This is a genomic window from Xanthomonas sp. NCPPB 3761 (assembly GCF_041475705.2).
Taxonomy (GTDB): Bacteria; Pseudomonadota; Gammaproteobacteria; order Xanthomonadales; family Xanthomonadaceae; genus Xanthomonas; species Xanthomonas phaseoli.
Genome location: NZ_CM191262.1, coordinates 4,440,045 through 4,453,999, shown reverse-complemented (window position 1 = coordinate 4,453,999; position 13,955 = coordinate 4,440,045). Strand labels below are relative to the sequence as shown.

Below are 13,955 nucleotides of genomic sequence, written 5' to 3'. Positions count from 1 at the left end.
GTGTAACCGGGCCACAGGCAGGAGACTGCCACCTAACCCGGAGACACCATGAGCCCACGCACACATGAGGTACCCGACGAGCTGCTTAGCAGCCTGTTGGTCAACTACACCAAACCCGAGGATCTGATCGGCGAGAACGGCCTGCTCAAGCAGCTGACCAAGCGGTTGGTGGAGCGGGCGCTGGACGCGGAGATGACCGAACACCTCGGTCATGACAAGCATGAGCCGGTCGCCAACGCGGCCGGCAACACGCGCAACGGACGCAGCCGCAAGACGCTCAAGGGCGAGTTCGGCGAGCTGCCGATCGAGATTCCGCGTGATCGCCACGGCAGCTTCGCGCCACAGCTGATCCCCAAGCACCAGACCCGCTGGGCCGGCTTCGATGACAAGATCTTGTCGTTGTACGCGCGCGGCATGACCGTGCGCGAGATCCAGTCGCACCTGGAGGAGATGTACGGCACCGAGGTGTCGCCGAGTCTGATTTCCTCAGTCACCGATGCGGTCGTCGAGGAGGTCAAGGCGTGGCAGGCGCGGCCACTGGATCCGGTCTATCCGATCGTCTATCTGGACTGCATCCACGTCAAAGTGCGCGAGGGCGCGGTGCGGGTCAAGGCGGTGTACCTGGCCATCGGCATCACCATGGGCGGCGAGAAGGAAGTGCTGGGCCTATGGCTGGCGCAGGCCGAGGGTGCCAAGTTTTGGCTGCAAGTCGTGACGGAGCTACGCAACCGCGGGGTGCAGGACATCTTCATTGCCTGCGTCGATGGCCTGAAGGGGTTTCCCGAGGCGATCGAGGCGGTGTTCCCGCAGACCACCGTGCAGCTGTGCATCGTGCACATGGTGCGGCACAGCCTGAACTACGTCTCGTGGAAACGCCGCGCCGAGGTTGCCGCCGATCTCAAGCGCATTTACGCCTGCGCCACCGTCGAGGAGGCCGAGCAGGCACTGACCGAGTTCGAGGCCAAGTGGGACGCCCAGTACCCGCCCATCAGCCAGTCATGGCGGCGCAATTGGTCACGACTGATCCCGTTCTTCGACTACCCACCGGAGATCCGCAAGGTGATCTATACGACCAACGCCATCGAGTCGGTCAACATGAGCCTGCGCAAGCTGACCAAGAACCGCGGCGCGTTCCCCAGCGACGAAGCCTTGATGAAACTGTTCTACCTGGCTCTGCGCAACATCACCAAGAAATGGACGCTGCCGATCCGCGACTGGAAGGCTGCGCTGAACCGCTTTACGATCCAGTTCGAGGGGCGACTTCCTCAGCGGTAACCCAAACCACGGTTACACAAAATTCTGCACACGCTCGTTGGTGCAGATCTTCGGGCTAGCCTTGGCAATCGAAGCGCTGGCGCTGCTGTTGCCCTTCCAGATGCAGTGGGTCATCGACCATGTGCTGGTCTCGGCGGATATGCCGCTGCTCAAGATCCTGACCATCGCCTTCCTGTTGACCGTGCTCTTCCAGACGGTTCTGACGCTTGCACGCAGCTGGGTGGTCAGCTGGCTTGGCGCATCGTTGAACACGCAATGGATCACCAACTTGTTCGGTCATTTGCTACGGCTTCCGCTGGAGTATTTCGAAAAGCGGCATATGGGCGATGTGCTGTCGCGCTTTTCCTCGTTGAAGTCCATCCAGACCACGTTGACCGGCAGCTTCGTCGAGGCAATGCTCAACGGCCTGACCGGATGCCTGGCAGTGGCAGTCCTGCTGGCCTACAGCCCCGCACTCACCGGCCTGGTGCTGGCTGCCTTTGCCTTGTATCTGGGTTTGCGCCTGGCGTTCTATCGACTCCAGTTCGTGGTCAGCCGCGATCAGCTGACGTATGCCGCACGTCAGCAAAGCGAGCTGATGGAGTCGGTACGCGGCATTCAAGCGATCAAGCTGGCCAACAAGCAGGGGCTGCGTCAAGGACGATTGTTCAGCGCCACTGCGCAAAGCGTGCGGCTGGAAATGCAGTCGCAACGTTTCGGCTTGGCGTTCAATGCGCTCAATCAGGGCCTGTTTGGAACGCAGAGGGTGTTCCTGATCGCCATCGGTGGCTATCTGGCGCTGAGCGGGACGCTGTCTGCAGGCATGTTGGTCGCCTTCCTGGCGTTTGCGGATTTGTTTACCAGCAGGGCTGCGAGCCTGGTCGACAAATTCATCGAGCTCAAGATGTTGCGCCTGCACGCCGAGCGGATTGCCGATATCGCCACTACGGCGCCCGAGCTCGACGAAATTTCAAGCTATAGCGGTCCGGAGCCGGTTCCGAAAATTCACGTGAAAGGGCTGAGCTTTCGTTACTCGGACGACGACCCCTGGGTCATCCGTAATCTCGACCTGCGCATCGAAGCAGGTGAGTCGGTCGCGATCGTGGGTCCGAGCGGATGCGGTAAATCGACATTCGCCAAATTGCTGCTGGGCCTGATCGAGCCAACGGAGGGCAGCATTGAGGTCGGCGGTGTGGATATCCGCAAATATGGGCTGGAGAATTACCGGGCAATGGTCTCGGCAGTCATGCAGGACGATCAGCTCTTTGCGGGGTCGTTAGCCGACAACATCGCCTTCTTCGATCCTGACTCGAGTATCGAGCGGATCGCCAGCGCTGCGCAGCTGGCCGCGATCCACGACGATATTGCACGGATGCCCATGGGATATGAATCGCTGGTCGGCGACATGGGCTCGATCCTGTCGGGCGGGCAACGTCAGCGCGTCATCCTGGCACGTGCGTTGTATCGCCAACCGAAGATTCTGGTGCTGGACGAAGCAACCAGCCATCTGGATTCCACGAGGGACCAGGTGGTGAACGCCCATATCAAAGCGATGAAAATGACCAGGATCATCATCGCGCATCGCCAGGAAACGATCGCATCTGCCGATCGCAGGATATCGCTTGTTGCCGAGTCGGGCGACAAGCCGGGCAGCCGTCATGCTGCCGAGAGACTTGATGCCCATCACGGCATCGAGAAGCGCGTCGGCAATCTCGCCGGCGAACTACCCTGAAGCAGCCAAGGAGTAAGGAATGGAAAACTTTGAACTCATGGAAAATTCGCGTCCCGTCGCCCAGCGCTTCGCACGTGAAATGACTCAGGAAGAAGTCAGTGCTGTGTCCTGCGGTGGTGCTGGCGATACGTTGATCATCATCATTGTCGAGGCCGTCGACACTGAGACCATCGTGATCGTCGGTTAAGTGTCCCCCGGCATGGCGGCATGAAGATGTCGCCATGCTTCGACTGCGCTACGGAACAGATTGCGCCTATGCAGAAAGATCCTAGGAAGGTGTTGATCGTCGCTCCTCATCGCGACACGCATGCATCTACGATTGCGGCGATGATTGCGGCATCGGGGCATACGGCCAGCCTGTTGGATACGAACCAGTGGCCGTGTGGTCTCGAGGGTTCCCTGCTCTATGGGCAAAGCGGCGCCAGTGTCGTCCGGGAGGGCGCCTCGGTTACTTACGACGCGGCATGGAGCCGCCGTTTGATGTTCAACAAGACCGCGCCTGCACATGTCCATGATCAGGACACCAAGTTCATCAAGACAGAGGGGCTGCTGTTCGATCTGGGAGCTGTCGCACTGCTTGGCGCCGGACATGGCGTGCAGCGCTGGGTCAATGCGCCGCTCGCGGCGCTTGCAGCAGACCAGAAGCCGTTACAGCTCGCTGCGGCCATCGCCAGTGGTCTGGTGGTGCCCGAGACCTTGATCAGCCAGTGCCCTGGCGACATTCAAGCATTTCGTCAGCGTCATGCGAATGGCGTAGTCGTCAAGCCATTCAATGTGGGCGCATGGGCCGACGGCGCCAACTATAGCGTCTCCTATGCGACACGCGTTTCGCAGAACGAACCATTGACGGATGCCGATCTGCGCGCATGTCCCACAACCTACCAGCAAGTCGTCGACCATCAAGCCGATTTGCGAGTTGTCTGCATGGGGGGCGAATACGCCTGTCTGCGGATGCGGCACTCCCTGGAGGGGGAAATCGACTATCGGGCGGTCCGGCACAAGACAACGCTGCGTTACGACTGGGTGCCGCTGTTTCCCGGGCTTCAGGCCAAGCTTGATGCACTGAGATCGGTGCTGGGCGTCGATTTTTTCTGCGCAGATTTCGTCGTGCCTGTCGGCGGCGGCGAGCCGGTGTTTCTTGAGCTCAACCCTGGGGGGCAGTTTCTCTATCTGGACGAAAAGGCACCGGGAATGGATATTGCGAGCAAATTTTGCTCATTCCTGGTTTACGGTCGCGTCGATAGGTCTCTGGAATTTCCACGCCTGCGCAAGGTGCCCGCGGTGAGTGAAGATAGCGCAGGGGGCGGATGTTCCCCAGAATCGGGACTGGCGTACGTATGAAAATGGTGCTGCTTGGGATGCTGTTATGGGGGCAATGGGCGATGCCCGTGCAGGCGTTTGCGGAAGACGCAGAGGAGCAACCGGCGAGGCAACAATCCATGAATGCGTCCTACCGTCAGCAGTTGCTGGCACTGGCCGATGCCGACCAGAAGATCCGTGCAGAAATTCGTGGTGCGGTCACCGCGCAACAGTTGCAGGCCAACCAGGGCGCAGCAAAAGAGATGGCCATGCGCCTGGTTGCCTCGCAACGGGAAAACCAGGCCGCGCTGTCCCGCCTGATCGATCAATTTGGCTTTCCCGACATTCCCTCCGTGGGTGAGGATGGAGCGTGTGCAGAATTTTGTGTAACCGTGGTTTGGGTTACCGCTGAGGAAGTCGCCCCTCGAACTGGATCGTAAAGCGGTTCAGCGCAGCCTTCCAGTCGCGGATCGGCAGCGTCCATTTCTTGGTGATGTTGCGCAGAGCCAGGTAGAACAGTTTCATCAAGGCTTCGTCGCTGGGGAACGCGCCGCGGTTCTTGGTCAGCTTGCGCAGGCTCATGTTGACCGACTCGATGGCGTTGGTCGTATAGATCACCTTGCGGATCTCCGGTGGGTAGTCGAAGAACGGGATCAGTCGTGACCAATTGCGCCGCCATGACTGGCTGATGGGCGGGTACTGGGCGTCCCACTTGGCCTCGAACTCGGTCAGTGCCTGCTCGGCCTCCTCGACGGTGGCGCAGGCGTAAATGCGCTTGAGATCGGCGGCAACCTCGGCGCGGCGTTTCCACGAGACGTAGTTCAGGCTGTGCCGCACCATGTGCACGATGCACAGCTGCACGGTGGTCTGCGGGAACACCGCCTCGATCGCCTCGGGAAACCCCTTCAGGCCATCGACGCAGGCAATGAAGATGTCCTGCACCCCGCGGTTGCGTAGCTCCGTCACGACTTGCAGCCAAAACTTGGCACCCTCGGCCTGCGCCAGCCATAGGCCCAGCACTTCCTTCTCGCCGCCCATGGTGATGCCGATGGCCAGGTACACCGCCTTGACCCGCACCGCGCCCTCGCGCACTTTGACGTGGATGCAGTCCAGATAGACGATCGGATAGACCGGATCCAGTGGCCGCGCCTGCCACGCCTTGACCTCCTCGACGACCGCATCGGTGACTGAGGAAATCAGACTCGGCGACACCTCGGTGCCGTACATCTCCTCCAGGTGCGACTGGATCTCGCGCACGGTCATGCCGCGCGCGTACAACGACAAGATCTTGTCATCGAAGCCGGCCCAGCGGGTCTGGTGCTTGGGGATCAGCTGTGGCGCGAAGCTGCCGTGGCGATCACGCGGAATCTCGATCGGCAGCTCGCCGAACTCGCCCTTGAGCGTCTTGCGGCTGCGTCCGTTGCGCGTGTTGCCGGCCGCGTTGGCGACCGGCTCATGCTTGTCATGACCGAGGTGTTCGGTCATCTCCGCGTCCAGCGCCCGCTCCACCAACCGCTTGGTCAGCTGCTTGAGCAGGCCGTTCTCGCCGATCAGATCCTCGGGTTTGGTGTAGTTGACCAACAGGCTGCTAAGCAGCTCGTCGGGTACCTCATGTGTGCGTGGGCTCATGGTGTCTCCGGGTTAGGTGGCAGTCTCCTGCCTGTGGCCCGGTTACACAAAATCTAGGACACGCCCTGAGGATGGTGCGCATGCAGGCTTTTTGATCGCGCAGCATTCGACCGACCGGGCCTTTCGCGATGACTTCCTGCAAAAAATGCAGGCGGCCGCGCAACGTGGCGCCTACAGCACTGCGGACCTCGCGTTGTTCATCGATCGTAATCTCATCATGTCGGGCAAACCGCAGCGCTACGGAACGCAGCGCAGGGCCGACGGCAGCTTGTTCGAGCTGGAAAATCCTGCCGAGTTGAAAAAGCGCCGGGCAGAGGCCGGGCTGCCCGAGGAAGAGGACAGCGTGCGGGGGCGTTGATCCGGCTACAGCACAGGGGCCGCTCAGGTGTTCGTGCAGGGCGGCCGCATCGAGCAGTTACATGCCTGTAGTCGTGCTAATGGGTGATGGTACGCATCTTTGTTGTCGTGACCACGCATAGCGGGGATCCAATGACCTCTGCACTGCAGCAACTGCGTCCTTGCCAGCACATCCACGTGAGCGCGTTGAGCTCCTGCTGCCTACCGAAGGTGGAAGGCTGGTGCGTGATTTAAGACTCGCTGCCGACTTCTAATGCGATGCATATCACGCAACGCCGTCATCATCAGATTCCCCTATCGAAGCGATCATAACTAACGACTTCTCACGCTTCGGCCTGCTGGCGATGATTCAGCCTCCTCAAACGAGCTGACGCCATGCGCCCTGGACACCTCATGGTGCTAGCCCTGCTAGCCCCGACGTTGATCGCTCCGCCGGTCTTCGCCCAATCCGTTCTGACCCGCGACAATGGCGCCAAGGTTGGCGACAACCAGAATTCGCAGACAGCCGGCGCCACCGGCCCGACGCTGCTGCAGGACGTGCAACTGATCCAGAAGCTGCAGCGTTTCGACCGCGAGCGCATTCCCGAGCGCGTGGTGCACGCGCGCGGCACCGGCGTCAAAGGCGAGTTCACCGCCACTGCCGATCTCTCCAGCCTGACCAAGGCCAAGGTGTTCAGCGCCGGCGAAAAAACCCCCGTGTTCGTGCGCTTTTCCTCCGTCGTCCACGGCAACCACTCGCCGGAGACACTGCGCGACCCGCATGGTTTCGCCACCAAGTTCTACACCAGCGAAGGCAATTGGGATCTGGTCGGCAACAACTTCCCCACGTTCTTCATTCGCGATGCGATCAAGTTTCCCGACATGGTGCACGCGTTCAAGCCGGACCCGCGCACCAACCTGGATGACGATTCGCGTCGCTTCGATTTCTTCTCGCACGTACCAGAGGCCACGCGCACGCTGACCCTGCTGTACTCCAACGAGGGCACCCCGGCCGGCTATCGCTTCATGGACGGCAACGGCGTGCACGCCTACAAGCTGGTCAACGCGCAAGGTGAGGTGCACTACGTCAAGTTCCACTGGAAGACGCTGCAGGGCATCAAGAACCTCGATCCCAAGCAGGTCGCCGCGGTGCAGGCCAAGGACTACAGCCACCTGACCAACGACCTGGTCGGCGCAATCAAGAAGGGCGACTACCCGAAGTGGGACCTGTACGTGCAGGTGCTCAAGCCCGAAGACCTGGCCAAGTTCGACTTCGACCCGCTCGATGCCACCAAGATCTGGCCGGACGTGCCGGAGCAGAAGGTCGGCCAGATGGTGTTGAACAAGAACGTCGACAACTTCTTCCAGGAAACCGAGCAGGTGGCGATGGCGCCGGCCAATCTGGTGCCGGGTATCGAGCCGTCCGAAGACCGTCTGTTGCAAGGCCGTATTTTCTCGTATGCCGATACCCAGCTGTATCGCATCGGTGCCAACGGGCTGAGTCTGCCGGTCAACCGCCCGCGTGTGGCGGTCAACAACGGCAATCAGGATGGCCAGGGCAACATCGGTCAGACCACCAGTGGCGTGAACTACGAGCCGAGCCGCCTGGAGCCGCGTCCGCAGGACACAGCGGCGCGTTACAGCGAGCTGCCGCTGTCGGGCACGACCCAGCAGGCCAAGATCACCCGCGAGCAGAACTTCAAGCAGGCCGGCGAGTTGTATCGCTCCTACAGCAAGAAGGACCGCGCCGATCTGGTGCAGAGCTTCGGTGAGTCGCTGGCCACTACCGATACCGAAAGCAAGCACCTGATGCTGTCGTTCCTGTACAAGGCCGACCCCGAGTACGGTACCGGCGTCACCCGCGTGGCCAAGGGCGACCTGGCACGAGTCAAGCAGCTGGCCTCCAGCCTGCAGGATTGATCCGCTTCGACGACATCGCGGCCTGCGCCGCGATGTCGTCTTCGTTTCGGGAGATCGCTATGCGCACCCTGTTGTTTCTGATGCTTGGCAGCGCGTCTGCGATTGCAAACGCTGCATCACCTGCACCTGCACCTGCACCTGCACCTGCACCTGCACCTGCATCCGCTGCCAGCGCAACGGCCACTGCCACGCCTGAGCAGATCAAGCTGCAGCTGCGCGAGTATTTCTTCGACGCCGCGCGCGAGGGCCGCCAGGACATGCTGGCCGAGTTCATCCGCTCGCATTACGACCTCAATACCCGCGACGAAAAGGGCTACACCGCATTGATCTTGGCTGCTTACCACGGCCAGCGGCCGGCGGTGGAGCAATTGCTGAGCGCCGGCGCCGACCCTTGCGCGCAGGACAAGCGCGGTAACACCGCACTGATGGGTGCCATCTTCAAGGGCGAGCTGGGCATCGCCAAGCGCCTGATGCAGGCCGATTGTGCGCCGGACCAGCGCAACAACGCCGGCCAGACCGCTGCGATGTATGCAGCCCTGTTCCAACGCACCGACGTGCTCAAGGACCTCGCCGCCGAGGGCGCGGACCTCAGCCTCAAGGACGGGCAGGGCAACGATGTGACCAAGCTGCAGCGCGGCGAATTCGCTACCGCGCCGGCGCGCTGAGCGCGCCAGTCCCGCGCGCCTGCCGAGCCTGCCCCTCCCAGCGTGCCGCCTCGGCCGCGCCGCGCGTCTTGGTTGCGCATTGCCCGCTAGAGGCAGCAGGTGGCTGCTCGGAGCCAACGGCTGCCGTGCGGCAGGCAGGTAGCCATACGCGCTCTTATCGCAACGCTCCCCGGCTCTGGCGAAAGATGCCACGCCTGTGGATGCATGCCGCACCGCCACCTGGTTGTTGCGCAGCCATCGGCGCTTGCTGCACCTGCCATGTGGACGGCGTCGATCAGGGTCGCCGCCTCCATCGCAGCACTCGCACCGCCGTCTGCTACCCCAAACCGCGCCTTGCAACGCCGTCGGTTTTCCGCCGCGGCCGCGCTGGATCTCTGACAGTGGTGGTGATCATTTCGCCATTGCGTCAGGATTTTTCTGACGCGCAAAGCCTTGCGCGCCAAGGCTTTGACAGAAAACTGAGTGCTTGCTGACTTACTTTGAATCGCCTGGAAAAAACCGCAGAAAACAGTTCAAGAAAGCGCCGGGAACGCCGATGCTGCAGCTATCGCATCGCACCTTGGAACCCCCGGACCATGAAGCTCGATCCCTCCATCCCTTTCCTGATGTCGCTGCTGGCCATGGTGCTGTGCACTGCCACTGCCGTCGTCGCGCTGGTGTTCGGCCAGGTGCATGTGCTGGCCAAGTCGTGGAGCTTCTACACGGTCATGGGTACTGCCCTGATCACGCTGGTTGCCTCCTACCATGCGCTGGGCAAGCCGTTGAGCGCCGAAGAGCGTGTCGGCGTCCGTAACCCGTAAGCTTCGCTGCCGTCCGCACGCGGCAGTGGTTGCGGCACTGGACCGAGAAAGCTCCGCTCGTCATTGACGATGCAACGCGTTCGCTCTGCAGAGCGAACGCAGACAGGCACCGCGCAACTTGCCGTGATGCCTCCCGCTGCCGCCGGTCCTCGGCGAGCGAGGGAAAACCACTCCAATGCTCATGCGAGATGTTCACCCCTTCCGACGGCCGAGCATCGCTTTGATCCTGGCCGCCAACGCGCGCCACCAGCGGCATCTGCACTGGTGCCTAAGGTTTGGATTCGACCAAGCGGTCTGGCTAGATCATCCGGCACGCGGACAAGCGATCCTGCAGACAGGCGTGGGACGTAGGCGCCCCCGTATCCCGTGCCGCACTGCCGCAGATTCATCGGGGCCCGTGTAAGCTGTTGATCCTGCTTCGCATTCCCATGGCCGCTCGCTGCGGCTAACTCGTCGATGACTGCTCCCTCCGATCGTTACGCCGCTTCACTGCGCCTGTCCGTCGCTCCGATGATGGACTGGACGGACCGCCACTGTCGGGTGTTCCACCGTCTATTGGCGCCGTCGGCGCGCCTGTACACCGAAATGGTGCACGCCAATGCGGTGATCCACGGTGATCGCGCGCGCTTGATCGGCTTCAATGTGGTGGAGCATCCGCTGGCGCTGCAGCTGGGCGGCAGCGATCCGGCCTTGCTCGCACAGGCGGCGGCGATTGCGCAGGAATGGGGTTTTGATGAGATCAATCTCAATTGCGGTTGCCCGTCCGACCGTGTGCAGGCGGGGCGTTTCGGCGCCTGCCTGATGCGCGAGCCGGCGCTGGTGGCCGAGTGCGTCGCGGCCATGTGCGCGGCCAGCCACTTGCCGATTACGGTCAAGTGCCGCCTGGGCGTGGACGACGATGACGACTACGCGGTGTTTGCCCGCTTTGTCGACCAGGTGGTCGCGGCCGGCGCGGCCATGGTGGTGGTGCACGCCCGCAATGCCTGGCTCAAGGGCTTGTCGCCGAAGGAAAACCGCGAAGTGCCGCCGCTGCGGTACGACTGGGCCTACCGGCTCAAGCGGGAGCGGCCCGACCTGCCGGTGGTGCTCAACGGCGGCATTGTGGCCGTGGACGCGGCCATGGCGCATCTGCAGCACACCGACGGCGTCATGCTCGGCCGCGCCGCCTATCACGACCCGTACGTCCTGCATTGTCTGGATGCCGCCTTGAACCAGCGGCCCGAGCAACCACGCGAGTCCTTGCTGCGCGCCTATCAGCCGTATGTGGAATCACAGCTGGCACAGGGCCTGGCCTTGAAGCACATGACCCGGCACGTGCTGGGCCTGTTCCATGGCCAGCCTGGAGGCAGGGCGTTCCGGCAGGTCCTGAGCGAAGGCGCACATCGCCCGGGTGCCGGCTGGGATCTGGTCGAGCAGGCCCTGGAGCGCACCGATACGCGGCCCTGGCGAGTCGTTGCCTGACTTTGGCCCACCGCTTGCATTCCTGAACGGGCTGCCGGCTGTTTCAGGCGGCTGCTGCATCAGGCGCGTCCGCCCTGCCGCGCAATGGTCGTGCATGCTGGCCTGATCGCTATTCATTTCACTGAATGCCGTTAACGTGAAGCTAAAAAGTTCAGATCGGATTCACCCCGAAAAATCAAGAATTTGCCTCGATTTCGACGCTCGACCTTCAGCCATACGTGGTCGATTTCACAAATTTTGAATGTTTCTGAACAACCCGCTAGGATTTGTTTGTGACCCAACTGCCCTGCCGCGCTCGCCAAGTCGCTCTGGTTGCCCTCTGGGTTGCCATGGCCGCGCCGTCGGCCTGGGGCCAGGGCTACCCGATGGTGCAGAGCGGACGCGAGGCGATGCCGCCTTCGGCACGCGGCAACAGCCGCACGCTGTCGGACACCATTCGGCATGTGCAGCGGTCAACCGGTGGACAGATCCTGGGTGCCGAGCGCGTGCCGTTCGATGGCGGCAATCTCAATCGGGTCAAGTACATGAAGGACGGGCGCGTGCACACCGTGTATGAGCCGGAGCAGACGCAGGCCGCGCCTGCGCGGAACTCGCCGCCCGACGCGCCACCACGCGACGATAACCACTGAACGTAGATAGTTGTGCGTTCAGTCTTATAAATTCCCCCGGCCACTGGCCGACAACGTAACTAGGGAGAGTGCATGCGTATCCTTTTGGTCGAAGACGAAGCTCCCCTGCGCGAAACCCTTGCGGCGCGTCTGAAGCGCGAAGGCTTTGCGGTCGACGCTGCACAGGACGGCGAAGAGGGCCTGTACATGGGCCGTGAGGTGCCATTCGATGTCGGCATCATCGATCTTGGCTTGCCCAAGATGTCGGGGATGGAGCTGATCAAGGCCCTGCGCGATGAAGGCAAGAAGTTCCCAGTGCTGATCCTGACCGCGCGCTCGAGCTGGCAGGACAAGGTCGAGGGCCTCAAGCAGGGTGCCGACGACTATCTGGTCAAGCCGTTCCACGTCGAAGAGTTGCTGGCGCGCGTCAACGCGCTGCTGCGGCGTGCTGCCGGTTGGAGCAAGCCCACGCTGGAATGCGGCCCGGTCGCGCTGGACCTGGCGGCGCAGACGGTGAGCGTCAACGGCGCCAACGTCGATCTGACCAGCTACGAGTACAAGGTGCTCGAGTACCTGATGATGCATGCCGGCGAACTGGTCTCCAAGGCCGATCTCACCGAGCACATCTACCAGCAGGACTTCGACCGCGATTCGAACGTGCTGGAAGTGTTCATCGGTCGCCTGCGCAAGAAGCTCGACCCCGATGGTGAACTCAAGCCGATTGAGACCGTGCGTGGCCGCGGTTATCGCTTCGCCATTCCGCGTACCGAAGGCTGAGTCAGCGCGTCAACGAGCAGGAAGACCACGTGCCGGGCCGCTCCAAGTGGTATAGACGCTGGCGGCCGCGCTCATTGCAGGCCCGCCAGCTGCTGGCCGCCAGCCTCAGCCTGGTGGCCTTCCTGGCGCTGGCCGGTTACGCGCTGGATGTGGCGTTTGCCGACACCGCCGAGAAGAACCTGCGCGAGCGGCTGAAGAATTACGCCTCCGCGTATGCGGCCAATATCGATTTCGTCCGCGACGGGTCGCTGTACATCGGCGGTCAACCGCCCGACCCGCGTTTCGATGTGCCTGGCGGCGGGCTTTATGTAGAAGTGGTCCGTCCGGACGAAAGCTGGACCTCGATGTCGGCCGAAGGCCCGAACATTCCGCACGGCCGCATGCTGGAGCCGCGCCAGGAAGAGTTCATCGGCCCACTGGAAATGACCCAGATCGACGGTAGCCTGGGCCAGCTGTATCGCTACGGCTTAGGCGTGAGCTATGTCGAACGCGAACACGGCGGCGAGATTCCGTACACCATCTATGTGATGGAGGACGCGCGCTCGATGGGTGCGCAGCTGCGCGTGTTCCGTGGCGCAGTGTGGTTCTACCTAGGCAGTGCCGGTGTGGTGTTGCTGGTGCTGCAGGCCTTCATTCTGCAATGGAGCCTGCGTCCGCTGCGGCGGGTCATCAACGAGTTGACCAAGGTGCAGCGCGGCGAGATCCAGCGCATGAGCGAGCAGCATCCGCGCGAATTGGAGCCGCTGACCGACAGCATCAATGCCTTCATCGAAAGCGAACGCGACAACCTGGAGCGTCAGCGCAACACGCTGGCCGATCTTGCGCATAGCCTCAAGACGCCCATTGCCGTCTTGCGCACCCAACTGGATAGCGGCGCGTCCGAGCGCGATTTGCACGAAGAAATGGATGTGCAGTTGCGCCGCATGAACGACTTGGTGTCGTACCAGCTGGCGCGTGCGGCTTCCAGCGGGCACAAATTGTTCGCGGCACCGCTGCCGATCGAACCGACCGCCGAAGAAATCGTGCGTGGCCTTGAGAAGGTGTATTCGGTCAAGGGCGTGTTGTGCGAATTCGATATTTCCCCCGAAGCGCGCTTTCACGGCGAGCCGGGCGATCTGCAGGAACTGCTCGGCAACCTGCTGGAAAACGGCTTCAAGTGGGCGCGTAGCCGCGTGCTGCTGACCGCAAAACCGGGGCCCACCACCGGTAGCCGTCGTGCCGGCCTGATTCTGTCGGTGGAAGACGACGGCCCCGGCATCGCGCCGGAAGACGTGGCCAAGATTCTGCAGCGCGGTGTGCGTGGCGACGAGCGTGTGCAAGGGCATGGCATCGGCATGTCCATCGTGCAGGACCTGATCAAGGGCTATCGCGGCGAGCTGCAGGTGGTGCGCTCGCAGGAACTGGGCGGCGCCCGCTTCGATGTGACCCTGCCGCCGGGATTGTGACCGCCGCAGGTCCGATGAACCCGTGGCCA

11 protein-coding genes and 3 pseudogenes are annotated in these 13,955 nt (G+C 62.2%); 13 read left to right on the top strand and 1 reads right to left on the bottom strand.

The window, feature by feature from the left end; all coding sequences use genetic code 11:
* The first annotated feature begins 48 nt into the window (after window positions 1–48).
* From ACCQ00_RS19480 to ACCQ00_RS19460, 5 genes and pseudogenes are all read left to right on the top strand, one after another.
* Entirely contained in the window at window positions 49–1,275 is a 1,227-nt protein-coding gene (locus ACCQ00_RS19480) for an IS256-like element ISXax1 family transposase (protein ID WP_011345585.1), read from the top strand.
* Between the two features lie 31 nt (window positions 1,276–1,306).
* Window positions 1,307–2,986: pseudogene (locus ACCQ00_RS19475) on the top strand (peptidase domain-containing ABC transporter); the annotation flags it as partial.
* A 19-nt stretch (window positions 2,987–3,005) separates the two neighbouring features.
* Window positions 3,006–3,173, top strand: a complete 168-nt coding sequence (locus ACCQ00_RS19470; RefSeq protein WP_017156254.1) for a hypothetical protein — start codon at window positions 3,006–3,008, stop codon at window positions 3,171–3,173.
* Between the two features lie 20 nt (window positions 3,174–3,193).
* Window positions 3,194–4,327, top strand: coding sequence for an ATP-grasp domain-containing protein (locus ACCQ00_RS19465; RefSeq protein ID WP_039568420.1), 1,134 nt, complete (start codon window positions 3,194–3,196; stop codon window positions 4,325–4,327).
* A pseudogene (locus ACCQ00_RS19460) lies at window positions 4,324–4,674 on the top strand (DUF6624 domain-containing protein); the annotation flags it as partial. The gene ACCQ00_RS19465 and the pseudogene ACCQ00_RS19460, both read left to right, overlap by 4 nt.
* Before the next feature lie 13 nt (window positions 4,675–4,687).
* Here ACCQ00_RS19460 and ACCQ00_RS19455 read toward each other — a convergent pair.
* A complete protein-coding gene (locus ACCQ00_RS19455; RefSeq protein WP_011345585.1) occupies window positions 4,688–5,914 on the bottom strand; it encodes an IS256-like element ISXax1 family transposase in 1,227 nt (408 codons plus the stop codon).
* A 67-nt stretch (window positions 5,915–5,981) separates the two neighbouring features.
* Here ACCQ00_RS19455 and ACCQ00_RS19450 point away from each other — a divergent pair.
* The 8 genes and pseudogenes from ACCQ00_RS19450 to ACCQ00_RS19415 all read left to right on the top strand — a co-directional run.
* Window positions 5,982–6,272, top strand: a pseudogene (locus ACCQ00_RS19450) (DUF6624 domain-containing protein); the annotation flags it as partial.
* A 392-nt stretch (window positions 6,273–6,664) separates the two neighbouring features.
* Window positions 6,665–8,170, top strand: a complete 1,506-nt coding sequence (katB, locus tag ACCQ00_RS19445) for a catalase KatB (RefSeq protein ID WP_170922321.1) — start codon at window positions 6,665–6,667, stop codon at window positions 8,168–8,170.
* A gap of 59 nt (window positions 8,171–8,229) precedes the next feature.
* Window positions 8,230–8,835, top strand: coding sequence for an ankyrin repeat domain-containing protein (locus ACCQ00_RS19440; protein ID WP_046831395.1), 606 nt, complete (start codon window positions 8,230–8,232; stop codon window positions 8,833–8,835).
* 575 nt (window positions 8,836–9,410) lie between these two features.
* Window positions 9,411–9,635, top strand: a complete 225-nt coding sequence (locus ACCQ00_RS19435) for a hypothetical protein (protein WP_010374918.1) — start codon at window positions 9,411–9,413, stop codon at window positions 9,633–9,635.
* Between the two features lie 456 nt (window positions 9,636–10,091).
* Complete coding sequence (gene dusA, locus ACCQ00_RS19430) at window positions 10,092–11,096, top strand: tRNA dihydrouridine(20/20a) synthase DusA (protein ID WP_039568430.1); 1,005 nt, start codon at window positions 10,092–10,094, stop codon at window positions 11,094–11,096.
* Between the two features lie 266 nt (window positions 11,097–11,362).
* A complete protein-coding gene (locus tag ACCQ00_RS19425; protein ID WP_017154912.1) occupies window positions 11,363–11,725 on the top strand; it encodes a hypothetical protein in 363 nt (120 codons plus the stop codon).
* Between the two features lie 72 nt (window positions 11,726–11,797).
* Window positions 11,798–12,481, top strand: a complete 684-nt coding sequence (locus tag ACCQ00_RS19420; RefSeq protein ID WP_002808458.1) for a response regulator transcription factor — start codon at window positions 11,798–11,800, stop codon at window positions 12,479–12,481.
* Window positions 12,482–12,555: 74 nt separating this feature from the next.
* A complete protein-coding gene (locus ACCQ00_RS19415) occupies window positions 12,556–13,926 on the top strand; it encodes an ATP-binding protein (protein WP_008576455.1) in 1,371 nt (456 codons plus the stop codon).
* Window positions 13,927–13,955: the final 29 nt, after the last annotated feature.